This window comes from Pseudomonas sp. GL_103 (genome assembly GCF_057835175.1).
Genome location: NZ_CM174420.1, coordinates 4,844,002 through 4,864,852, shown reverse-complemented (window position 1 = coordinate 4,864,852; position 20,851 = coordinate 4,844,002). Strand labels below are relative to the sequence as shown.

Sequence of the window (20,851 nt, the reverse complement as noted above, 5' to 3'; positions counted from 1 at the left end):
GGAAGAACCTAATGAAAAGCGCAGAAATCCGTGAAGCCTTCCTTCGCTTCTTCGAAGAGCAAGGCCACACCCGTGTAGCCTCCAGCTCTTTGATTCCGGGCAACGACCCAACCCTGCTGTTCACCAACGCGGGGATGAACCAGTTCAAGGACTGCTTCCTGGGCCAGGAAAAGCGCGCGTACACCCGCGCCGTCAGCAGCCAGAAATGCGTGCGCGCCGGCGGCAAGCACAACGACCTGGAAAACGTCGGTTATACCGCTCGTCACCACACCTTCTTCGAAATGCTGGGTAACTTCAGCTTCGGCGACTACTTCAAGCGTGACGCCATCACCTACGCCTGGAACTTCCTGACTTCCGACAAGTGGCTGAACCTGCCAAAGGAAAAGCTCTGGGTCACCGTCTACGCCAGCGATGACGAGGCGTACGACATCTGGACCAAGGAAATCGGGGTGCCGGCCGAGCGTATGGTGCGCATCGGCGACAACAAGGGCGCGCCGTACGCCTCCGACAACTTCTGGACCATGGGCGATACCGGCCCGTGCGGTCCTTGCACCGAGATTTTCTACGATCACGGCGCCGACATCTGGGGTGGCCCACCGGGCTCGCCGGAAGAAGACGGCGACCGTTACATCGAAATCTGGAACAACGTGTTCATGCAGTTCAACCGCACCGCCGATGGCGTGTTGCACCCGCTGCCAGCGCCGTCGGTCGACACCGGCATGGGCCTGGAGCGGATCAGTGCCGTGCTGCAGCACGTTCACTCGAACTATGAAGTCGACCTGTTCCAGAGCCTGCTGAGCGCTTCGGCCAAGGCCATCGGCTGCACCAACGACGCCCAGGCTTCGCTGAAAGTCGTGGCTGACCACATCCGTTCCTGCGGCTTCCTGATCGCCGACGGCGTGCTGCCGTCCAACGAAGGCCGCGGCTACGTGCTGCGCCGGATCATCCGTCGCGCCTGCCGTCACGGTAACAAGCTGGGTGCCAAGGGCAGCTTCTTCTACCAGATCGTCGCGGCCTTGGTTGCCGAGATGGGCGAAGCCTTCCCGGAGCTGAAATCCCAGCAGGCGCACATCGAGCGCGTGCTGAAGGCCGAAGAAGAGCAATTCGCCAAGACCCTGGAGCAAGGCCTGAAAATCCTCGAGCAGGATCTGGCTGAACTCAAGGGCGACGTGGTGCCGGGCGACGTGGTGTTCAAACTCTACGACACCTATGGCTTCCCGATGGACCTGACCGGCGACATCGCTCGCGAGCGCAGCCTGACCATCGACGAAGAAGGTTTCGAGCGTGAAATGGAGGCCCAGCGCGTCCGTGCCCGTTCCGCCAGCTCCTTCGGCATGGACTACAACAGCCTGGTCAAGGTCGATGTGGACACCGAATTCACCGGTTACATCGCTCACAGCGGTTCCGCCAAAATCGTTGCGCTGTATAAAGATGGACAGTCGGTCGACGTATTGAGCGAAGGCGATGAGGGCGTGATCGTTCTCGACAAGACGCCGTTCTACGCCGAGTCCGGTGGCCAAGTCGGTGATTGCGGTTACCTGCAGGCTGGCAGCGCGCGTTTCGACGTGCGTGACACCACCAAGACCGGCGGTGCATTCCTGCACCACGGAATCCTGGATTCGGGTAGCCTGATCGTCGGTGCGCCGGTCGAGACCCACGTTGACGCCGAGGTGCGTCACGCCACGTCGTTGAACCACTCCGCGACCCACTTGCTGCACGCTGCATTGCGTCAGGTGCTGGGCGATCACGTCCAGCAGAAGGGCTCGTTGGTCGACAGTCAGCGCCTGCGCTTCGACTTCAGCCACTTCGAAGCCATCAAGCCTGAACAGCTGAAAGCGCTGGAAGAAATCGTCAACGCCGAGATCCGCAGGAACTCCGAGGTTGAAACCGAAGAAACCGATATCGAAACCGCCAAGCAGAAAGGCGCCATGGCGCTGTTCGGCGAGAAATACGGCGACAACGTGCGCGTGCTGAGCATGGGTGATTTCTCCGTCGAGCTGTGCGGCGGTATCCACGCCAACCGTACCGGCGACATCGGCCTGCTGAAAATCATCAGCGAAGGCGGTGTGGCGTCGGGCGTACGTCGTATCGAGGCAGTCACCGGTGCGCAAGCGCTGGCCTACTTGAACGCGGCGGAAGAACAACTCAAGGAAGCGGCCAGCCTGGTCAAGGGCAGCCGCGACAACCTGATCGACAAGCTGTCGGCTGTGCTGGAGCGCAACCGTCTGCTGGAGAAGCAACTCGAGCAGTTGCAAGCCAAGGCTGCCAGTGCCGCGGGCGACGATCTGTCGGCCCAGGCGCTGGACGTCAAGGACGTGAAAGTGCTGGCCGTGCGTCTGGACGGTCAGGATGGCAAGGCGCTGCTGGCGCTGGTCGATCAACTGAAAAACAAACTCGGCCGCGCAGTGATCCTGCTCGGCAGTGTCCATGAGGAAAAGGTCGTTCTGGTTGCAGGCGTAACCAAAGACCTGACTGGCCAACTCAAAGCCGGTGATTTGATGAAGCAAGCCGCTGCGGCAGTGGGCGGGAAGGGTGGTGGTCGTCCAGACATGGCGCAAGGCGGCGGTACCGACGCTGGCGCACTGGATGCGGCACTGGCCCTGACCGTTCCGTTTGTAGAGCAGGGTCTATAAGGCAGTGCTTGCGGCCCACAGTCTAGTGGTGGGCCGCAACGCTGTTTGAGTGATTATTTGGGCGCCCTTCATGGGCAGAGGCGGCTTTGAAATGGCTTTGATCGTACAGAAATTTGGAGGCACCTCGGTCGGCACTGTCGAGAGAATCGAGCAGGTCGCCGACAAGGTTAAGAAATTCCGCGATGCCGGCGATGACCTGGTGGTTGTGCTGTCTGCAATGAGCGGCGAAACCAACCGTCTGATCGATCTGGCCAAGCAAATCAGTGGCGACGGCCAACCGGTTCCGCGCGAGCTGGACGTGATCGTTTCCACCGGTGAGCAGGTGACGATTGCCCTGTTGGCCATGGCGCTGATCAAGCGCGGCGTGCCGGCGGTGTCGTACACCGGCAACCAGGTGCGGATTCTGACGGATAGCGCGCACAATAAAGCGCGTATCTTGCAGATTGATGACCAGAAGATTCGCGGTGACCTGAAGGCAGGTCGTGTGGTGGTTGTCGCCGGTTTCCAGGGCGTCGACGAGCACGGCAACATCACCACCCTCGGTCGTGGCGGTTCCGACACCACCGGCGTGGCGCTGGCGGCAGCCCTGAAGGCTGACGAGTGCCAGATCTACACCGACGTCGACGGCGTCTACACCACCGACCCGCGTGTGGTGTCCGTGGCTCAGCGCCTGGACAAGATCACCTTCGAAGAGATGCTGGAAATGGCCAGCCTCGGTTCCAAGGTGTTGCAGATCCGCGCGGTCGAGTTCGCCGGCAAGTACAACGTTCCGCTGCGCGTACTGCACAGCTTCAAGGAGGGTCCGGGCACCCTCATTACTATTGATGAAGAGGAAACCATGGAACAGCCGATCATTTCCGGTATCGCTTTCAACCGCGATGAAGCCAAGCTGACCATCCGTGGCGTGCCAGATATCCCGGGCGTTGCCTTCAAGATTCTCGGCCCGATCAGTGCCGCGAACATCGAAGTCGACATGATCGTGCAGAACGTTGCGCACGATAACACCACCGACTTCACCTTCACCGTGCACCGCAATGACTACCAGGCGGCGCAAGCCGTGCTGGAAAAGACCGCTGGTGAGCTGGGTGCCCGTGAAGTAGTGGGCGACACCAAGATCGCCAAGGTGTCGATCGTCGGTGTTGGCATGCGTTCTCACGCAGGCGTGGCCAGCCGCATGTTCGAATCCCTGGCCAAGGAAAGCATCAACATCCAGATGATCTCGACTTCGGAAATCAAAGTCTCCGTAGTGATCGAAGAGAAGTACCTGGAACTGGCTGTGCGCGCTCTGCACACGGCTTTCGAACTGGACGCACCGGCCCGCCAGGGCGAGTGATGCGTTTGCCAAAAGGCGCGGTCTGACCGCGCCTTTTGTTTTTTTGAATGGCGTGACCCCCGAGGCTGTTCTTTTGCTCGCGCTAGTCAATACTCAGGCATGTAGGGCTGCGACCGCTCCGGTTGTGGGTCGAGTGCCTTTTTTTTGCAGACTGTTGTCCCTGAAATGTAATGCGTGAGGAGAAAGGTATGCTGATTCTGACTCGTCGGTGCGCAGAAAGCCTGATTATCGGTGATGGCGAAATCACCGTGACCGTGCTCGGCGTCAAAGGAAATCAAGTGCGCATCGGTGTTAATGCCCCCAAAGAGGTAGCTGTTCACCGGGAAGAAATTTACCTGCGTATCAAGAAAGAGAAGGACGAAGAACCAAGCCATTAATTTTTATCGTTTTTTATGTTTGCAAACGGGGAAGAAGCTGGTTAATATACGCCCCGTGTTGCGGAGAGCTGGCCGAGTGGCCGAAGGCGCTCCCCTGCTAAGGGAGTACACCTCAAAAGGGTGTCGGGGGTTCGAATCCCCCGTTCTCCGCCATTATTTGCGTAGTACGTTGTAATCTGGCTTCTTCGGTAAGTTGTTGAAATTACTAGAAAAAGTGCTTGACATAGAGATTAGACGGCCTATAATGCGCGGCAACAAATGCACTCGTAGCTCAGCTGGATAGAGTACTCGGCTACGAACCGAGCGGTCACAGGTTCGAATCCTGTCGAGTGCACCATTTAAGAGTTAGTTGCAGCGATGTAAGTAACTTGGCTTCAACCAGTTGTGATCTGGTATAAAAACACAAATTGCACTCGTAGCTCAGCTGGATAGAGTACTCGGCTACGAACCGAGCGGTCACAGGTTCGAATCCTGTCGAGTGCACCATACAAACAGAAAGCCCGCATTTAATGCGGGCTTTTTGCCGTCTGGAATTTGGCTTTTCCTTTCGTGCATCCCCTCTCGTCGAACTCCACCTGTGCGCTGCGACCTCTCCGGGTGTCGTAGCGGTAGCTCGTGGCTGAATTGCGAATACTGATCCTGTCCGGCTTGCCGAGGGCGCTTTCGACGTCTTGCTGGCTCATGCCGGCGACCACTCGCTGATTGACGATTGCCTCTACACGCTCCCTGGCGTCCTCCGTGACGTTCCTTTTCAAGGGTAACGACTACAATTTTCGAAGGGTGTGTGTGTTTTCCTTTCAGAATTCGTCGTCGCATTTTCATGGATCAGGACGTTGTTCAGGTTTGTTGTGCAAGCGCTTGTTTCAGCCGAGATTTTTTAACGTTTAAAACCGTCAGGCGGTGTATCATTGCGCCCGTCAGCCCCGCCGGGGCTTGTGGAATACCTCCATGGACTTACCCAGTAGTTACTCAGTACCCCGTTTCACCAATCATGAATTGACTGATTGATCCTTCCGGCGTGCCCCGCTGCTGGGAGTGGAGTTCGCCTATGTCCGATGTTGAAGTAAAGAAAACGCAGGAAAGCTTGCAGGATCGCCTGGCTCAGGTGGTCGAGTTGCTGCAGCGCCAGCGAGTTGTAGAAGACCTGACTCACCGCCAGGAAGGCCCGCATCATGACCGGGTCGAGAACCTGGTCCACCGGCAGAACCTCGTCGAGTTGCAACGCAAGCTCGATGACCTGCACTCCGCCGACGTCGCCTACATCCTTGAAGCCTTGCCGCTGGACGATCGTCTGACGCTCTGGCAACTGGTCAAGGCCGATCGTGACGGCGACATCCTTCTTGAAGTATCCGATTCGGTCCGTGAATCGCTGATCGCCGACATGGACGATCACGAGCTCCTGGCAGCCGCCAAGGACATGGATGCCGACGAACTCGCTGACCTGGCCTCCGAGCTGCCGCGAGACGTCGTCCATGAGCTCATGGAGACCCTCGACCAGCAACAACGCGAGCGCGTGCGTTCGGCACTGTCCTATGACGAGGAACAGGTCGGTGCGTTGATGGACTTCGAGATGGTGACCATCCGTGAGGACGTCAGCCTTGAAGTGGTCTTGCGTTATCTGCGTCGTCTCAAGGAGTTGCCGGGCCACACCGACAAACTGTTTGTGGTCGATTACGACGGCGTCCTCAAGGGCGTGTTGCCGATCAAGCGTTTGCTGGTCAACGATCCGGACAAACAGGTTTCCGAGGTGATGGCTAGCGATCCGGTGAGTTTCCACCCGGACGAAGACGCCTACGATGCGGCTCAGGCGTTCGAGCGTTACGACTTGATCTCCGCGCCTGTGGTCGACAAGAACGGCAAGCTGATCGGCCGTCTGACCATCGATGAAATGGTCGACCTGATCCGTGAAGAGAGCGAAAGCGAAGTTCTCAACATGGCGGGTCTGCGTGAAGAAGAAGACATTTTTGCGTCGGTCTGGAAATCCCTGCGTAACCGTTGGGCCTGGCTGGCGATCAACCTGATTACCGCGTTCGTGGCTTCTCGGGTCATCGGTTTGTTTGAAGGTTCGATCGAGAAACTCGTGGCGCTTGCGGCTTTGATGCCGATCGTGGCGGGGATCGGCGGTAACTCGGGTAACCAGACCATCACCATGATTGTTCGGGCCATGGCTCTGGATCAGGTGAGCACCGGCAATACCTCGCGCCTGATGCGCAAGGAATTGGCGGTAGCGCTGATCAACGGCGTGATCTGGGGCGGGGTGATTGGTGTGGTCGCCTACCTGCTCTATGGCAGTTGGTCATTGGGCGTGGTGATGACCGCCGCGATGACGCTCAACCTGTTGCTGGCGGCGTTGATGGGGGTTTTGATCCCGATGACCCTGGCGAAGATGGGGCGCGATCCGGCAATGGGTGCCAGTGTGATGATCACGGCCATGACCGACAGCGGTGGCTTCTTCATCTTCCTGGGGCTGGCGACAATCTTCCTGCTCTGAAGTCCGTTTCACTAAAACCCGCCATTTGGCGGGTTTTTTTGTGCCCGGATTTCAGGCAAAAAAAAGCCAGCGATCAGGCTGGCTTGGGCTTTCTTGCTGAATCAGGACGCGTCGGCGGCCATTTCAGCGTCATGGGCGATCAGCGAAACCAGGGCGTTCTGCTGTCGATGGGAGAGCTGGCGGAAGCGCTGCAGCAGCTCCCGTTCGTGCAAGGAAAGCTCGGGGCTGTCCAGGCGCATGCTCAACTCTTCTCCCAGTGCGCCTTCCTGAATAAGACTCTGCTCAAGGCGCGCAATGATTTCGGAGTTCATGCTGCGATGATGATTGCGAGCCACCTCGGCAATGCGTTCACGCATTCCGTCTGGCAGACGTACGACGAACTTGTCAGCCGTACGGCTGGAATAAATTGCCTGTTTCAATGGGCGCATATATTTAACCGGTTAGTTCAGGGGAGCGGTTTTCGGGATTGGCCGCAGGATGTCTGGTAGGACAAGCGCTCTGACCAAATGTTCAACCTGAATTGATAGAGGCGCGCATCATGCCTCAAACCAGCCAGATCCTTGGCGTCAATTCTGTGACAAATATTGAACTGGATAAAGGCGTTCTGCCAGCACCAATTATCAGAAATGCGGACTGGTTTGAAAAGTTCGACCAGGCCGTATCGCTTCGTGCTTTCTCCACCCGACGAAAGGTTTCCGGCGAGCAGGAAAAAGTGAACTCGATCCCTGTTCCTTGTCTTTACAGAATAGTGGCAAATTGCCGATTTACTAGGGGGAGTCGCATGGAGGGGGTTAATTCAGGATGGATGGCAGGCCCTTGCAGCGGCTCTGCCATGTCGGGATCAGCGCAGTACCGGATCAAACTTGATCTTGCGTCCGGCGACCAATGCGAGCACGAACAGCCCGCTGAATACACCACAGGCGATCAGGGGGAGGGTGACGACCATGTCCTGGGTCAGTGACAGATGAAAAATGCCGCTCAACAAGGCGAGGATAAAGAAACTCGCGGCTGATCTGGACATGCTGTACTCCTGGTGAGGGTCATTCAAAATACCAAGCGTTCGGCAGACGGAGCCGGTACCGGGATGTTTTCCTGACTGACAAAGCCGTGCTGGTCGCTTGTCACTGCCAGCAGCTCGCACACCAGAGTCTATCGGCAATTAAACTCTTTAAAAACAATGACTTAAGTTATTTTTGGTGAAGCGTCATATTGCATTTTGAAATGATGGCTTTTTGCAGTGGTGCAATTTGCACGGTAAACAAGTCCGCGCCCGGCCGAGGCGTCTGCCTACACTTAAAAAGCCTACGGACGACATGACAAAAGCCGGCCCGGCCGTTAACATGCACGCCGTCCATCGCACCGCGTATCGTCGCGGTCAACGTGTGTCTCAGTAGCTCAATTGGATAGAGCATCCCCCTCCTAAGGGGAAGGTTGGCAGTTCGAACCTGCCCTGGGACACCATATAAATCAGGCCTTTCAAGCCATTCTCCTGACAGCTTCATTTCTTCGTGACAGCAGGGTGGCAGCAGGAGGCAAAAAGAAAGCCCCATTCAGGAACACCTGGCGGGGCTTTTTCGTGTTCACGGCGTATGGAGGATGCTGATGGAAAACCTGCTGGAGCTGGCGTGGTCCGCTTTAAAGTCTGCCCTACCTCCGGCTGTCCTTGTGCTTGCAATAGGCTGGCTGTGCCGGACGTGGATTGGCGAGAGGCTAAAGGCAAGCGTTAAGCACGAGTACGATGATCGACTAGAGCAGCTCAAGGCTGAACTACGGGCTCAAGGCGATTCAAACCTCGCTCTCTTGAAATCGGAAATTGATCGCCAAACTGACAAGCTACGCATAGCTTCGTCATCTTTTACAGAGGTTCAAATGTAGTCTGGTTTGTCGGGCATGTTTGGCATCTCAGGTCCTCCCGATGCGGGAGCAGAAAATAAAAAGCCCCGGCGTTATGCCGAGGCTTGGTGCGATACTTCTTTGTGGCTTCGAGGCTATTAATCACCTGGCTTGGGGCTGGTGCCAGGATTCTTCTTTTCCTCTTCCAGCGCCTTTTCTCGTAAAAATTGCCTCGTTTGCTGCGCCCAATAAAGCGCACCAACAAGGATGCTCGCCTCCTCCCAATTGGAAAAGATTCCTACTATCTTCTCGCCTTCATAAACCACCCAAAGCAACTTCGGAGGGTTTGCTGGAATCGTTACTCCATCAATCCATTTGCTTTTCAGGCTTTGAATTTGAATAGCGTTACGCTGATTTACTTCAATTAAGCTCATTTACGCTACTCCACGGAGACAGTCGCTAGCGTAAAGGCTGAGATATCCAGTAGCAAGACAGACAGGAGCTTCGGCACGCCGGGCTTCGTGTACCTCCGTCAAGAAGGCTGCCTCCCCGCACCGGGCGGCCTTGAGCACAGGCGCCATACCCTCATCCATACGTGGGATTTGCGGCGTCGCGTCCTCGCATCCACATCCCGTTTCCGCATCCAGGTAGCCCGAATCTCCTGCCCCGATTGGGAGTATCGGGCCATGCCCAATCCCCCGGCCGTTCTCCATAGTGATGGCATATAGCAATGCAAGGTCAACGGTCAGGCCTCGATGACCGGAACTCCACTGGAGAACGCCATGGCTATCACCTTGAGCGGCAGCATCACCACTGATGAATCAGGCGGTTTACAGAACCTCACTGCCACATCCGGCATCCCAGGCGACAGCAACGATAACGACATTGCCGTTGCCGCAATCAATGGCACCAATGAATCCAACGACCTCCCGTTGGATTTCGAGTCCCGATTGTTCACGCTGTTGGGCGCCGTTACTCCAATGCAGACTGCGCTGAGTGGCTATACCGGCGCCGCTGGCGACACCGGTACCGACCTGATCACCATCACCGGTAGCTACCTCGATCTCGCCTTCACCGATGCCAAGGGCAAAGCGCTCGGCGACCCGGCCAATCTCAATGCCGGTTCGGACTGGAGCGGTCTCTATACCCTCGATGGCAGGAGAATCTTCCTGTACACGGACTCCACCGACAACAACATCGTCCTGGGCCGCATAGGCGCTGAAGGGACCACTGACGCGCCCGAGGACGACTTGGCAGATCCGAACGGCACCATCGTTTTCTCCGCCTATCTGGAACAGACGGCAACCGGCGCCAAGGTCTGGATGGCGCAGTTCGCGCCGCTCCAGAACCCGGTTACCTCGAACCCCGACGACGTGGTCGACATGACGGACCACCTCTGGGCCACCGCCAGCCAGGATGTCGCCTTCGATTTCGCCGGTGTGCCGTCCGGGGAAAATGATTTCCTGATGTTCAAAGCTGGCAGCTCGAACGTAGGACTCGTCGTCACCGGCATGGATCCGGACAAGATCGTCAAAGGCAAAGACGTGGGTGACAACGTCTCCACCAGCCAAGGTGGCGGCGGCACGACCATCGGCACCAACAACCAGGCGGTCAATCCAGGTGAAGGGATGATTTTCACCTTCGTGACCGACCCGAACCCGCTCTTCACCGTCCCGAACCTGTCGCCGACGGAAGCAAACGTCGAAGGCAACATCGACTTTGGCGGACTCTTCGGCGCGACGGGTGCGACCTTTGTCATTGCGCAGCAGACACCGCCCAAGGCGTCCACGGCTATGATCAGCGCCTACACCACGGATTTCGAGGAGAAGAGTGTCTACTTCGAGGGGCTCCTGGACACGGACGACAACCTGGCCTACATCGCCAGCGTCACGATCCGCGATGGCAACGGCAATATCATCGCCGGTCTCGACGGTGTCACTGCCAACACGACGGTTGGCAATATCACCGTGACGTTCAACCTCAGCAATAACGACACCGATCGCACCGTGACGATTGCTGGCTTCCAGTCCAAATACTCGATCGAATACACCACCAGCGAACTGCACAACCGCGTGTTGATCGAGAACATCGGAAATGCGAATGCCCAACTCAACTCCCCCTTCGATATCGGCGGCTTTCATTTGCCCAATATCGTCGCCGTGCCCCAGGCAATCGGCAGCGAGGTGAACTTCGAGGACGATGGCCCGACAGCCTCGGCGGCGCTCGGTGCTGGCCTGGTCCGGCACGATGAAACAGCGGGCGATGACGCTGATGCCGACGACGTACTCGACCCGCTTGCCGTGTTCGCCGCCGTTACCACTGTCAGCAGCGACATGACCGCGGCCTACGCCCAGGGCAGCGCCTCGGTGATCGACTCCAGCACCAGCAGCGGCGGCCAGGATGGCCTGGCCAGCACCGTCTACTCGCTCGATGTCGCGAGTGCCGGCGTCGACTCCGGCCTGGACACCACCGAAGGCAATAGCATCCTGTTGACCAAGGAAGGCGCGCTGGTGGTTGGCCGCATCTCCGGCGGCGACGATAACGGCGAAGCCGCCTTCGCCGTGGCGATCGACGCCAGCACCGGCGTGCTCAGCGTCGTGCAGTACCACTCGATCAAGCACCCCACCGGCGGCGCCAGCCACGATGAGTCGTTCGCTATTAACAACGCCGCGCTGCTCGCGGTCGCCACCGTCACCGACGGCGATGGCGACACCGACCCCGCCTCGGTCGGCATCGGCGCCCGTGTCGCCTTCCAGGACGATGGGCCGACGGCCTCGGCGGTGCTTGGCGCCGGCCTGGTCAGGCACGATGAAACAGCGGGACTTGATGTTGGTGATGCGGACGACGTAGCCAGCCCGCTTGCCGTGTTCGCCGCCGTTGCCACCGTCAGCACCGACATGACCGCGGCCTACGCCCAGGGCAGCGCTTCGGTGATCGACGCCAGCGCCAGCAGCGGCGGCCAGGATGGCCTGGCCAGCACTGCCTACTCGCTCAATGTCGCGAGTGCCGGCGTTGATTCCGGCCTGGACACCACCGAAGGCATTAGCATCCTGCTGTTCAAGGAAGGTGCGCTCGTGGTCGGCCGCATCTCCGGTGGCACCGATAACGGCGAAGCCGCTTTCGCCGTGGCGATCGACGCCATCACCGGCGTACTCAGCGTCGTACAGTACCACTCGATCAAGCACCCCACCGGCGGCGCCAGCCACGATGAGTCGCTCGCTATCAACAACGCCGCGCTGCTCGCGGTCGCCACCGTCACCGACGGCGATGGCGACACCGACACCGCCTCGGTCGGCATCGGCGCCCGTGTCGCCTTCCAGGACGATGGGCCGACGGCCTCGGCGGCGCTTGGCGCCGGCCTGGTCAGGCATGATGAAACAGCGGGACTTGATGTTGGTGATGCGGACGACGTAGCCGGCCCGCTTGCCGTGTTCGCCACCGTTGCCACCGTCAGCACCGACATGACCGCGGCCTATGCCCGGGGCAGCGCTTCGGTGATCGACTCCAGCGCCAGTAGCGGCGGCCAGGATGGCCTGGCCAGCACTGCCTACTCGCTTAATGTCGCAAGTGTCGGCGTTGATTCCGGCCTGGACACCACCGAAGGCAATAGCATCCTGCTGTTCAAGGAAGATGAGCTCGTGGTCGGCCGCATCTCGGGCGGCACCGATGACGGCGAAGCCGCTTTCGCCGTGGCGATCGACGCCAGCACCGGCGTGCTCAGCGTCGTGCAGTACCACTCGATCAAGCACCCCACCGGCGGCGCCAGCCACGATGAGTCGCTCGCCATCGACAGCGCCGCGCTGCTCGCGGTAGTCACCGTCACCGACGGCGATGGCGACACCGACATCGCCTCGGTCGGCATCGGCGCCCGTGTTACCTTCCAGGACGATGGGCCGACGGCAACCGGCACGCCCGTGACAGCGACGGTGGACGAGGACGGCTTGCCCGGCGGGATCGCAGGCGGGACCAACGATGTAAGCGGGGAGATCGCGTTCGCCTCAGACAGCATCGCCTCGATCTTCCAGTCCGGCGTCGACAATCCGCTGACCTATGGCCTGGCCACGGACACCAGCAATCTGGCGCAGACGCTGACCTCCAAGGGCGAGGCGGTGAAATATGACGTGACCGGCAACACGCTGACGGCCTACGTGGACGTCGGAGACAGCGACGGTTACCAAGCCGCTGACCGCGAAGTGTTCACCTTTGCGCTGACCGCGGCGACCGGCGCCTACGTTTTCACGCAGCTCGACCAACTCGACCACCCGAGCCTCAATGGGGTGGAGGGCGACAACACCGAGAACGACCTTGTCCTCCAGCTCGGCACCATCCTGCAGGCTACCGACGCAGATGGCGATACGGTGACGGCCGCAGCCGAAAAGCTGGTGATCACGGTCGATGATGACTCGCCGTTGGTAACGGCCAAGTCGAACCTGGTCTACCCGAACTCCGCCAATCCGACCCCCGGTGGCACCGGCACCTTCGCTTACGACATCGGCGCGGATGATCGACTGGGAACAACCTACAGCTCCTCGAACAGCGACTTGTCCGTGAGCATGACGGGCGTCTCGGTGGGAGCGAACGCCATTACCCCTGGGTCGGTAACCTGGTTCTCGGAAACCGACACCTCGGCGGTGTTCAACATCGCCTTTACCTATGTGTCCAACAATCCGACCCAGGGCGCTACCACCAATGCGACCGGTACGCTTACGTTCGACAAGGCGGCCGACACCTACACGCTGAGCCTGACCGACGAGATCGAAAGCTTCAGCATCCTGAGGACGTCGACTGCGAAGGGTTTCACCGGCTACGCGATCGGCGGCACGACGCCGATCAACCAACAGCCGCCGGTCTCGGTGGCCAAGCTGGCCGACGACTTCTTCGTGCAGTTCAGTGGATTCGCCGAGCAGCAGGGCGGAACCGGAGCCAACAACATCAAGGCGGGTGGCGATAACGCCTTCAGCGCTGGTGAGCTGTTCTCGACGGCGGCGTCCTGGGTGAGTGTTTCCGGGACTGCGGCCGGCGTGGCCGGCGACACCATCCAGCAGGGCGAGGTGATGGACCTGGACTTCTTCACCGCCAATCCATTCGGCGACACCGACTTGAAGCCCACCGCCACGAGCAACGGGATCTTCATCAAGTTCGACGGCATCGGCAACGAGGATCTGGTGCTGGTGTTGAAGCTGGTCGATCCTGACAACCCCAACAATCAGATTACCCGGGCGATCATTGTCGACAGCGAGGACATCATTCTGAAAAACCCCTCCACCACCAACAACAACTTCCATCCAATTGCGAATCCCGCGGAGTACGGGATCACACTGGATCAGAACGACGGCGCGGTGATCCTCGAGCGCAATGACTACAACTTCGGCACTTTGGAGGACTACGTGATCCAGGGCGTGCAGGTGCTGACTTCCACCGAGGGCGTCACCGGCGACGGGTACAACCTCAACGGCAGAGTCGGTGTCAGTGGGGCAAGCACCGGTGCCACATTGGCATTCGGGAATGAGTCTGGTGAGGGCAGCAAGAGCAATCCCGTGGAGGCCGGCGAGGCAGGAACCTGGGACGGCGACGTGGTCAAGATCGTCGACATGGGCTTTGTGACCTCGTCGACGCCTGACGCCCGCCTGACCTTCGACGTGAAGGTGACGGATTTTGACGGAGATTCGACCGATGCCCAGACCCTGGGCGTGACCATCGCTGGCGGCAAGACCTTCACCGGCGGCGTGGGAATGGACACCTTCAGCTTCAAGGCCCTGGATGCCGATACCGACGGGCCGCTGTCCGCAGCGACTAGCGTGATCTCCGCCGGCTTCGTCTCCGGCGTCGACAAGCTGGACTTCACGACAGCAGGTTCTGAAGACAACTACAGCGAAGTGCTGACATCCACCAACATGGACGGATTTATCTCGGCCGCCAATGCCGCCACCACCAACTACTACTTCGGCGTCGTTGGAGGCGACGGCTACCTGGCACAGGACGGTGATGGTGTGGGTATCACCAACATCATCCAGTTGGTCGGTGTGACCAACATGGCAAGCACTGACATTGTCTAAACGCTGCTGCAGGTAGACGGCCTGGCTCCCCCAAAAGGGGCCAGGCCGTTTTCATTGGGCGGCTGCGTTCCTGAACCCATGCGGCCAAAGGAACTGTTACGCAGGCGGAGGGGGCAAATAGATGAGAGGTCGACCAGCGGGACGCCAGGCACCTTCTACAAAGGAGGGGCCCAGGAAATGGACGTGATCCATTACCTGGCCCTGGCAGCAGCCCGCCTGGTGTTGCATCGGCGGACACTTCACCGACCCGAACGAGCAGAAGACGCAGCAGTCGCCGGGTTTGGCGCGCAGCAGCACGTTACAGCCGGGGCACTCATAGTAGAATTGGCAGGCATCCGTGGGCATGGTTTCCTGCTTGGCGAAGCCGCAATGCGGGCAAGTCAGCACAGATTCAAGAGCGACAGCAATCATCGTGACCTCACTTTCCTACTGAGCCGGCCCCGGTTTTTGCCGGGGCTTGTGGTGTACCTGGTACGCTTTTCCTACTTATTCAGGGTGTGCTCGATCTTTCCTGTGTTGAAGTCTTCAAGCACAGCCCGAACCACATCTATCGCATCGAAGCTTGTACCCAAGGCCCTTGTGGTTTGCACCGTCTTGACGTCGCCGGTGGCAGCCAGCACTCTCGCCGCCAGCGATCGTCTGCCGCTGTGCGACGATCCAAGCTTGATACCAGCCTGCCGATAGAGCCTGCTGAAAGTCTGTTGCAGGCTGTCACAGGCGCGGTACGTTTCTGGCCCGCTATCCAACATGCGGTGCTTGAAAGCGAGTTCAAATGCCTGCCTCTTGTGGGTCATTACCAGCTTTGAACTTGGGTGCAAGCCTCGATACTCATCGACGCCGGTCTGATGATTCGAGGAGTTTGACCTCGGACAACCAGGTGACGCTGACGGCGATCAAGACCGACAGGGACGGCGACAGCGTCCCGGCGACGCTGAATATCGGGCATAACCAGGTGTTCAAGGATGACGGCCCGGCACTCGATTTCGGCAACCTGATCGGGACCGGTAGCGTCCGTGCGCAATCCGGGTACTCCGGCATCGGCGTCGCCAATAACGTTTTCCAGGGAGATAACCTGGCGGCAATCAGCGCCGCCGATGAAAGTTTCGTCATCAATCCAGAGAGCCTGCTGACGGGCATGAAGGTCTTCATCGACAACTCCGTGGCGGGTTACAACACCGCGACCGAGGACCTGTACTACAGGATCTACTACGCGGATGGCACGTTTTCGGACCGCTTCGAGGTGAACACCCTGACGCCGGAGGCTGGCGGGCAGGTGTCCTTCCTCGTCGAGGAGGAGGGTACGTCACTGATCGACGCTGTTCAGCTGACGATGGGCCGGGGCGATATCAAGATCCCGGTGATCCAGTTCATTCAGCAGAGCGAGAGTCTGGCCAGCGATGTCCGGTTGGCATTCAACGCGACGCTGACGGACAAGGACGGGGACTCGGCGACGAGTACGTTTGACGCCAACCTGTTCGCCAACGACCCGGCCAACGCAGCCTTCGACTTCACGCTGGTGGGCACGGGCGGTGAGCGAGATGCGTTCAACATCGATCTGTCAGTCAATGAGAACCTGTACCAGGTCACCGGCTTCGATGTGGGCCCAGGCGTGCTAGACAAGCTGGTGCTCAACGGCGACCCGAACGCCGTTGTCCAATCGATCGATAACACCGGCGCAAACGGCGTCGTGACGGTTGCCGAGACTGGCGGACAAACAACAACCATCACCCTGGTCGGGGTCGATCTCCAGAGTACCGACATCTTTTTTGGCAGCGCTTGAGGCTTTGCGCGTGAACGGATGCGAGGGTGGCCTAGGAAACCACCCTCGCATTCTTTTTGCGGTTCAGATACGAGATCCCCGTGATCGCATGCACTGTGAACTGGCGAGCAGCACAAGGCTTGAAAAGCGCGGCGGGTAGTTACAGGTTGGCGTGGCAGGATTTAGCGAGGGCGACATCAGTATTGCGGGGGAACTCTGTTACGGGCCACCGACAAGGATGGCGAAACGGTGACGGCCTACTCCCTGAAAGTGAGGGGAAGACCGTCTTGTATCGACTTGAAATTCAATCCAGTTCCACCCAGGCGGACTCGGTCGGTGCTTCGTTGGTGAGTCCGTGTTTCAGCGCATACATCAACAAGTCGATGCGGTTGATGAGATTAAGCTTTTGATAGATGTTGCTGAGGTGGTTGTGCACGGTGTGCTCGCTGATCCCCAGGCGCCCGGCGATGCTTACATATTTGGCGGACGGTTCGCCCACGATGGCGCGAATCAGTTCTCTCTCGCGCAGCGTCAACCGCGCCTGTTTCGCCTGCTCCAGATTGCACTTAATGGGTCTGTGCCCGGTCACGGCATAGCCGGTAAGGCCGCCAGCCCAGGCTCTATCCATTGCGAAGTCGCTATGGTGGACCTTGAGGATGGCCTGGATAATCGATTCCGTCGGGTCTTCCGCCAGCACGATGCCGCGAGCGCCAGCCTCTATCGCCTGGGCAACGGGGACGACTTCGTACAGGCCCTTGAGCAGCAGCACTTTCATTTCGGCGCTACGGGTGAGTCCCGCGACGACATCCAGAGGATTCAGCGCATCCGGAAAGAAACTGAAAAAAATGACATCGGGCCGCAGCTGATCGGCAAGATCCAGCGCCTGGGTATAGGTGCTGGCCTGTGCTGTCACTTCCATACGGGGCTTTCTGGCATTGATCAGGTCGTGGAGGCCCTTAAGCACGAGGGGGCGACAATCGATCAACATCACGGCAATTGGTTCTTTTTGGTCAGTCATGATCTTCCTGACCCCCTTGAAAAAACAATGAAGGCCTCCACCCGCAAGCCTTCCCGGGTCAGCCATTTGCTCGCCAGGCAGGCGCGATTGAAGGACGGAATTGAACGCCGGGAGGCCGTGATGATGCCCGTCCAGGCATTGGCAATCACCGACCCCGTGGCCATTTCCATCAACAGCACCGGCAGGCGGCGCGAACGTTTCCAGAAGGCAGCCAAAGCCCGGGGGAGAAGATCAATACGAATAATTTTCAGTGGTTTACGCATGATGATGTGCTCCCTCCCGCCTCTCAACTGATTCTAGGTCAGCCTGGAGCGCTACCAACGTGCCCATCCGTCAGTCCTCGATCCAGACCCGGTGCGGCCAGGCCTGGCCGATGCTCTACAAGGGGGGGAGTAACCCTCGGAAATCAAGGTATTAGGCTCGCCAAAGGTGGCCAGTGGCCAAGGTTGGATCCTGATTAGAATAGTCAATTAATCGACGAATGGCGTTCACTTAGGAACGCTAATATCGACTTAGTCAATTTATCGGCGAAATCTGCCTGGTCCGCCACCGGCAATTGCTGATGTTCATGTATTGCTGGAGTTCATGTATCAGCACTTTTTTGTGCGCGAGGTCTCGTTTTCAGTAAGGCCTTCACATATTCAGAGTGAGCGTTGGGGAAGGTTCTCAAGGGAACGCTGTTGCTGGCCGATAACACGGGCAGTCAAGAGCTTCTTCCTCTCTCTCGGTCGACAGCATGTGCTGATTGGCGATGAGAAGGTGTTTTGATGGCTAAGGGCTACCAGCTATCATCTGCGCGCCAAAACAGGGGCTGCGAAGCTGAGTCCGTCCGTGTATTTGCCTTTGGGTTCTTCTTCTTAAACTGCCTGGAAATCTTCGATGCTGTCGTATCACCAAAAGCGTTTTCTGATCGTCGATGATTTCTCGGACTTCCGCAGTTCGGTCAGGTCGATGCTGCGTGAACTGGGCGTCAAGGAAGTGGACACTGCCGATACCGGTGAGCAGGCGCTGAAAATGTGTTCGCAGAAGGCCTACGATTTCATCCTGCAGGACTTTCACCTGGGCGACGGCAAGAAGAACGGCCAGCAGGTGCTCGAAGACCTGATGGAAGAAAAGCTGATCAGCCATGAAGCGGTGTTCGTCATGGTCACCGCCGAAACCAGCCAGGCCATGGTGCTCAGTGCGCTGGAGCATGAGCCAGATGCCTACCTGACCAAGCCGTTCAACCGTTCCAGCCTGGCCCAGCGCCTGGAGCGCCTGGAGCAGCGCAAGACCCTGCTCAAGCCGATCCTGCAGGCCCTCGACCGGGGCAAGCCGATGGAGGTACTCAACGCCTGTATCGCCCTGTGCAAGCAAGACATCCGCTATTCGCCACTGTGCTTGCGCTATCGCGCCGATGCCCTGCGCGACCTGAATCAGAACGAAGCGCTGGAGCGCCTCTATGACGGCATCATCGCCGACCGCCCGTTGCCATGGGCATTTGCCGGGTTGGGCAAGTTGCTGTTCAAGCGTGGCCAGGTCGGGCAGGCCAAGGGCATTTATGAAAAAGCCCTGAAAGTCTTCCCGATGATGCCGTCGCTGTATGACGGCATGGCGGATGTACTGGTCGCCGAAGGGGACACCAAGGGTGCGCAGCGCGTCCTGGAAGAGGCGATTCGCCTGTCGCCGCTGGCGGTGCGTCGCCAGGCGTTGCTCGGCAAGCTGGCGATGACCAATGAGGACTTCGACACCGCCTCCAAAGCCTATCGCCAGGCCGTGGCCCAAGGCGCGCAATCACGTTTCAAGGATCCTGAAAGCAACCTCGGCCTGGCTCACGCCTTGATCAGCAAGGGTAGCGAGCGGGGTCTGGACACGCGGACCCGCCTGGAAATCAACACCACATTGAGTGCCGTGGCCAAGGAAAACCCCTCCGATCCGGGCCTGCAAATCCGCGCGCGCCTGATGAAGGCCACCAGCCTGTTGCTCAACGACGCCGAGACGGCCGACAAGCTCACCGAGCAAGCCTTGTTGCGTCTGGACGGCATGGAGCAATTCATGAGCGCCGAAGCCGCCTTGCTGGTGGCCAAGCAGCTGAAACTGCTCGGGCAGACCGAGGCCGGTACCGCGATGCTGAAAAACTGCGTGGAAATCTACGGCGACGATCCGGTGGTCATGAAGGACATCGCCAAGCAGACCGACGACCCGAGCATTCTAAATTCCGGCAACGCCGCCGCGGAACTCAACCGTCAGGGCGTGCGCGTCTACAAGACCGGCAACCTGGTGGAGGCCCGGCAGGTATTCCGCAAGGCCCTGGCGATGCAACCGAAGAACATCAGTATCGCCCTGAACATGGCGCAGTCGTTGTTGCATGGCACCGATACCAGCGTTCCTTCGGCAGAGCTGGAAGAATGCCGGACCTGCCTGAAAATGGTCGGCCTGATGCCCGACTCCGACGCGCGCTATCCGCGTTACCAGAAGCTGAAAAGCAAGGCTCTTGGCCAATGAACGACAACGAACCGGCACTGGATTTCTCCACGGTGATCGCCTCGACCGTGCACGACATGAAGAACTCGCTGGCCATGCTGATGCAGGCTCACAGCCAGTGGCTGGCGCGATTGCCGGAGTCAGCGCGGCAGGCGCCGGAGCAGGGCGTGATCGACTTCGAATTCGCCCACCTCAACGGCATGCTGGTGCAGTTGCTGGGGCTGTACAAGCTCGGCGTCAACCAGATGCCGTTGCAACCGGCCTACCATGAACTGGACGATTTCATCGAAGCGCAACTGGCTTGCCACCAGGAGGTGTTCGCCAGCCGCGACATCATGGCCAGCTATGAAGTGGACCCGCTGAGCCCGCTGGGTTTCTTCGACCGTGAGTTGATCGCGTCGGTATTGGCCAACTGCATCAACAACGCCATTCGCTTTGCACGGCACGCCGTTCTGATCAGCGTCAGCGACGAAGCCGGGCAACTGGTGTTGACCATCAATGACGATGGCGAGGGGTATCCGGCGCAGATGATCGAGCGCCAGGCCGATTACGTGCAGGGAATCAATCAAAGCACCGGCAGCACCGGGCTGGGCCTGTACTTTGCCGGGCGAATTGCCGCGCTGCATCAACGCAACGGCGTGGGTGGGCGTACCGAAATCAGCAATGGCGGTCCATTGGGTGGTGGAGTGTTTCGCCTTTACCTGCCCTGACCGGCAGCATATTTTTCGACGCTGCTTGAAATTCCGAACACGCGGAGCCTATTTTGTACGGTCGCCGTTCGCGGCCCGCACAATAACAAGGATAGCGTCATGACGACCGTTGGCCTGAGTTCACTCGCGCAGCGATTGACGGGCATTGATGAAGTTGAATGTGTCACGCCGGATTTGA

General features: G+C 58.9%; 14 protein-coding genes, 4 tRNA genes and 3 pseudogenes. 13 read left to right on the top strand and 8 right to left on the bottom strand.

Features of this window, described 5'->3' with window-relative positions; genetic code table 11:
* The first annotated feature begins 11 nt into the window (after positions 1–11).
* The 6 genes from alaS to AC3IP0_RS21790 all read left to right on the top strand — a co-directional run bounded on the left by alaS (position 12) and on the right by AC3IP0_RS21790 (position 4,829).
* Complete coding sequence (gene alaS / locus AC3IP0_RS21815) at positions 12–2,633, top strand: alanine--tRNA ligase (protein WP_489325877.1); 2,622 nt, start codon at positions 12–14, stop codon at positions 2,631–2,633.
* 91 nt (positions 2,634–2,724) lie between these two features.
* Positions 2,725–3,966, top strand: a complete 1,242-nt coding sequence (locus AC3IP0_RS21810) for an aspartate kinase (RefSeq protein ID WP_007971040.1) — start codon at positions 2,725–2,727, stop codon at positions 3,964–3,966.
* Between the two features lie 188 nt (positions 3,967–4,154).
* Positions 4,155–4,343, top strand: a complete 189-nt coding sequence (gene csrA / locus AC3IP0_RS21805) for a carbon storage regulator CsrA (RefSeq protein WP_002554426.1) — start codon at positions 4,155–4,157, stop codon at positions 4,341–4,343.
* A gap of 62 nt (positions 4,344–4,405) precedes the next feature.
* Positions 4,406–4,496: transfer RNA gene (locus AC3IP0_RS21800), tRNA-Ser, on the top strand.
* 107 nt (positions 4,497–4,603) lie between these two features.
* Positions 4,604–4,680, top strand: a tRNA-Arg gene (locus tag AC3IP0_RS21795).
* A 72-nt stretch (positions 4,681–4,752) separates the two neighbouring features.
* Positions 4,753–4,829 (top strand) — tRNA-Arg (locus AC3IP0_RS21790).
* Between the two features lie 20 nt (positions 4,830–4,849).
* Here AC3IP0_RS21790 and AC3IP0_RS21785 read toward each other — a convergent pair.
* Positions 4,850–5,077 (bottom strand): annotated as a pseudogene (locus tag AC3IP0_RS21785) (cell envelope protein SmpA); the annotation flags it as partial.
* Positions 5,078–5,391: 314 nt separating this feature from the next.
* Here AC3IP0_RS21785 and mgtE point away from each other — a divergent pair.
* Positions 5,392–6,834, top strand: a complete 1,443-nt coding sequence (mgtE, locus tag AC3IP0_RS21780) for a magnesium transporter (protein ID WP_103397747.1) — start codon at positions 5,392–5,394, stop codon at positions 6,832–6,834.
* A 101-nt stretch (positions 6,835–6,935) separates the two neighbouring features.
* On the opposite strand, the gene AC3IP0_RS21775 is transcribed toward mgtE, so the two are convergent.
* Together AC3IP0_RS21775 and AC3IP0_RS21770 are read right to left on the bottom strand one after the other, a co-directional pair.
* Positions 6,936–7,262 carry an Arc family DNA-binding protein gene (locus AC3IP0_RS21775; RefSeq protein WP_003178899.1) on the bottom strand — a complete coding sequence of 109 codons (327 nt, stop codon included), beginning with the start codon at positions 7,260–7,262 and terminating at the stop codon, positions 6,936–6,938.
* Between the two features lie 413 nt (positions 7,263–7,675).
* A complete protein-coding gene (locus tag AC3IP0_RS21770) occupies positions 7,676–7,855 on the bottom strand; it encodes a PA3371 family protein (RefSeq protein ID WP_489316964.1) in 180 nt (59 codons plus the stop codon).
* Between the two features lie 363 nt (positions 7,856–8,218).
* On the opposite strand from AC3IP0_RS21770, the gene AC3IP0_RS21765 reads away from it, so the two are divergent.
* Positions 8,219–8,295, top strand: a tRNA-Arg gene (locus tag AC3IP0_RS21765).
* Between the two features lie 141 nt (positions 8,296–8,436).
* Complete coding sequence (locus AC3IP0_RS21760; protein WP_489325875.1) at positions 8,437–8,709, top strand: hypothetical protein; 273 nt, start codon at positions 8,437–8,439, stop codon at positions 8,707–8,709.
* A 116-nt stretch (positions 8,710–8,825) separates the two neighbouring features.
* On the opposite strand, the gene AC3IP0_RS21755 is transcribed toward AC3IP0_RS21760, so the two are convergent.
* Positions 8,826–9,101, bottom strand: a complete 276-nt coding sequence (locus AC3IP0_RS21755) for a hypothetical protein (RefSeq protein ID WP_489316963.1) — start codon at positions 9,099–9,101, stop codon at positions 8,826–8,828.
* A 348-nt stretch (positions 9,102–9,449) separates the two neighbouring features.
* Between AC3IP0_RS21755 and AC3IP0_RS21750 the strand changes: the two genes are divergently transcribed.
* A complete protein-coding gene (locus AC3IP0_RS21750) occupies positions 9,450–14,723 on the top strand; it encodes a DUF5801 repeats-in-toxin domain-containing protein (protein ID WP_489325873.1) in 5,274 nt (1,757 codons plus the stop codon).
* Between the two features lie 96 nt (positions 14,724–14,819).
* Here the strand turns inward: AC3IP0_RS21750 and AC3IP0_RS21745 are convergent, their stop codons facing one another.
* Positions 14,820–15,134, bottom strand: a complete 315-nt coding sequence (locus AC3IP0_RS21745; RefSeq protein WP_489325871.1) for a GDCCVxC domain-containing (seleno)protein — start codon at positions 15,132–15,134, stop codon at positions 14,820–14,822.
* Positions 15,135–15,205: 71 nt separating this feature from the next.
* A pseudogene (locus AC3IP0_RS21740) lies at positions 15,206–15,565 on the bottom strand (site-specific integrase); the annotation flags it as partial.
* Between the two features lie 188 nt (positions 15,566–15,753).
* On the opposite strand from AC3IP0_RS21740, the pseudogene AC3IP0_RS21735 reads away from it, so the two are divergent.
* A pseudogene (locus tag AC3IP0_RS21735) lies at positions 15,754–16,503 on the top strand (DUF5801 repeats-in-toxin domain-containing protein); the annotation flags it as partial.
* A 283-nt stretch (positions 16,504–16,786) separates the two neighbouring features.
* Here the strand turns inward: AC3IP0_RS21735 and AC3IP0_RS21730 are convergent.
* Together AC3IP0_RS21730 and AC3IP0_RS21725 are read right to left on the bottom strand one after the other, a co-directional pair.
* The gene (locus AC3IP0_RS21730; RefSeq protein WP_489316960.1) at positions 16,787–17,500 is read right to left on the bottom strand and encodes a LuxR C-terminal-related transcriptional regulator; all 714 of its coding nucleotides are present in this window, start codon (positions 17,498–17,500) and stop codon (positions 16,787–16,789) included.
* The gene (locus tag AC3IP0_RS21725; RefSeq protein WP_489316959.1) at positions 17,497–17,763 is read right to left on the bottom strand and encodes a hypothetical protein; all 267 of its coding nucleotides are present in this window, start codon (positions 17,761–17,763) and stop codon (positions 17,497–17,499) included. Before AC3IP0_RS21725 ends, AC3IP0_RS21730 begins: the two co-directional genes overlap by 4 nt.
* 616 nt (positions 17,764–18,379) lie before the next feature.
* Here AC3IP0_RS21725 and AC3IP0_RS21720 point away from each other — a divergent pair.
* Together AC3IP0_RS21720 and AC3IP0_RS21715 are read left to right on the top strand one after the other, a co-directional pair.
* Complete coding sequence (locus tag AC3IP0_RS21720) at positions 18,380–19,984, top strand: response regulator (protein WP_489325869.1); 1,605 nt, start codon at positions 18,380–18,382, stop codon at positions 19,982–19,984.
* Complete coding sequence (locus AC3IP0_RS21715; protein ID WP_489316957.1) at positions 19,981–20,673, top strand: sensor histidine kinase; 693 nt, start codon at positions 19,981–19,983, stop codon at positions 20,671–20,673. Before AC3IP0_RS21720 ends, AC3IP0_RS21715 begins: the two co-directional genes overlap by 4 nt.
* Positions 20,674–20,851 lie beyond the last annotated feature (178 nt).

What these genes read in the sequence shown, in the direction of transcription:
- alaS (WP_489325877.1), top strand. Translation starts at nt 12, where the DNA reads ATGAAAAGCGCAGAAATCCGTGAAGCCTTCCTTCGCTTCTTCGAAGAG.
- AC3IP0_RS21810 (WP_007971040.1), top strand. Translation starts at nt 2,725, where the DNA reads ATGGCTTTGATCGTACAGAAATTTGGAGGCACCTCGGTCGGCACTGTC.
- csrA (WP_002554426.1), top strand. Translation starts at nt 4,155, where the DNA reads ATGCTGATTCTGACTCGTCGGTGCGCAGAAAGCCTGATTATCGGTGAT.
- mgtE (WP_103397747.1), top strand. Translation starts at nt 5,392, where the DNA reads ATGTCCGATGTTGAAGTAAAGAAAACGCAGGAAAGCTTGCAGGATCGC.
- AC3IP0_RS21775 (WP_003178899.1), bottom strand. Translation starts at nt 7,262, where the DNA reads ATGCGCCCATTGAAACAGGCAATTTATTCCAGCCGTACGGCTGACAAG.
- AC3IP0_RS21770 (WP_489316964.1), bottom strand. Translation starts at nt 7,855, where the DNA reads ATGTCCAGATCAGCCGCGAGTTTCTTTATCCTCGCCTTGTTGAGCGGC.
- AC3IP0_RS21760 (WP_489325875.1), top strand. Translation starts at nt 8,437, where the DNA reads ATGGAAAACCTGCTGGAGCTGGCGTGGTCCGCTTTAAAGTCTGCCCTA.
- AC3IP0_RS21755 (WP_489316963.1), bottom strand. Translation starts at nt 9,101, where the DNA reads ATGAGCTTAATTGAAGTAAATCAGCGTAACGCTATTCAAATTCAAAGC.
- AC3IP0_RS21750 (WP_489325873.1), top strand. Translation starts at nt 9,450, where the DNA reads ATGGCTATCACCTTGAGCGGCAGCATCACCACTGATGAATCAGGCGGT.
- AC3IP0_RS21745 (WP_489325871.1), bottom strand. Translation starts at nt 15,134, where the DNA reads ATGATTGCTGTCGCTCTTGAATCTGTGCTGACTTGCCCGCATTGCGGC.
- AC3IP0_RS21730 (WP_489316960.1), bottom strand. Translation starts at nt 17,500, where the DNA reads ATGACTGACCAAAAAGAACCAATTGCCGTGATGTTGATCGATTGTCGC.
- AC3IP0_RS21725 (WP_489316959.1), bottom strand. Translation starts at nt 17,763, where the DNA reads ATGCGTAAACCACTGAAAATTATTCGTATTGATCTTCTCCCCCGGGCT.
- AC3IP0_RS21720 (WP_489325869.1), top strand. Translation starts at nt 18,380, where the DNA reads ATGCTGTCGTATCACCAAAAGCGTTTTCTGATCGTCGATGATTTCTCG.
- AC3IP0_RS21715 (WP_489316957.1), top strand. Translation starts at nt 19,981, where the DNA reads ATGAACGACAACGAACCGGCACTGGATTTCTCCACGGTGATCGCCTCG.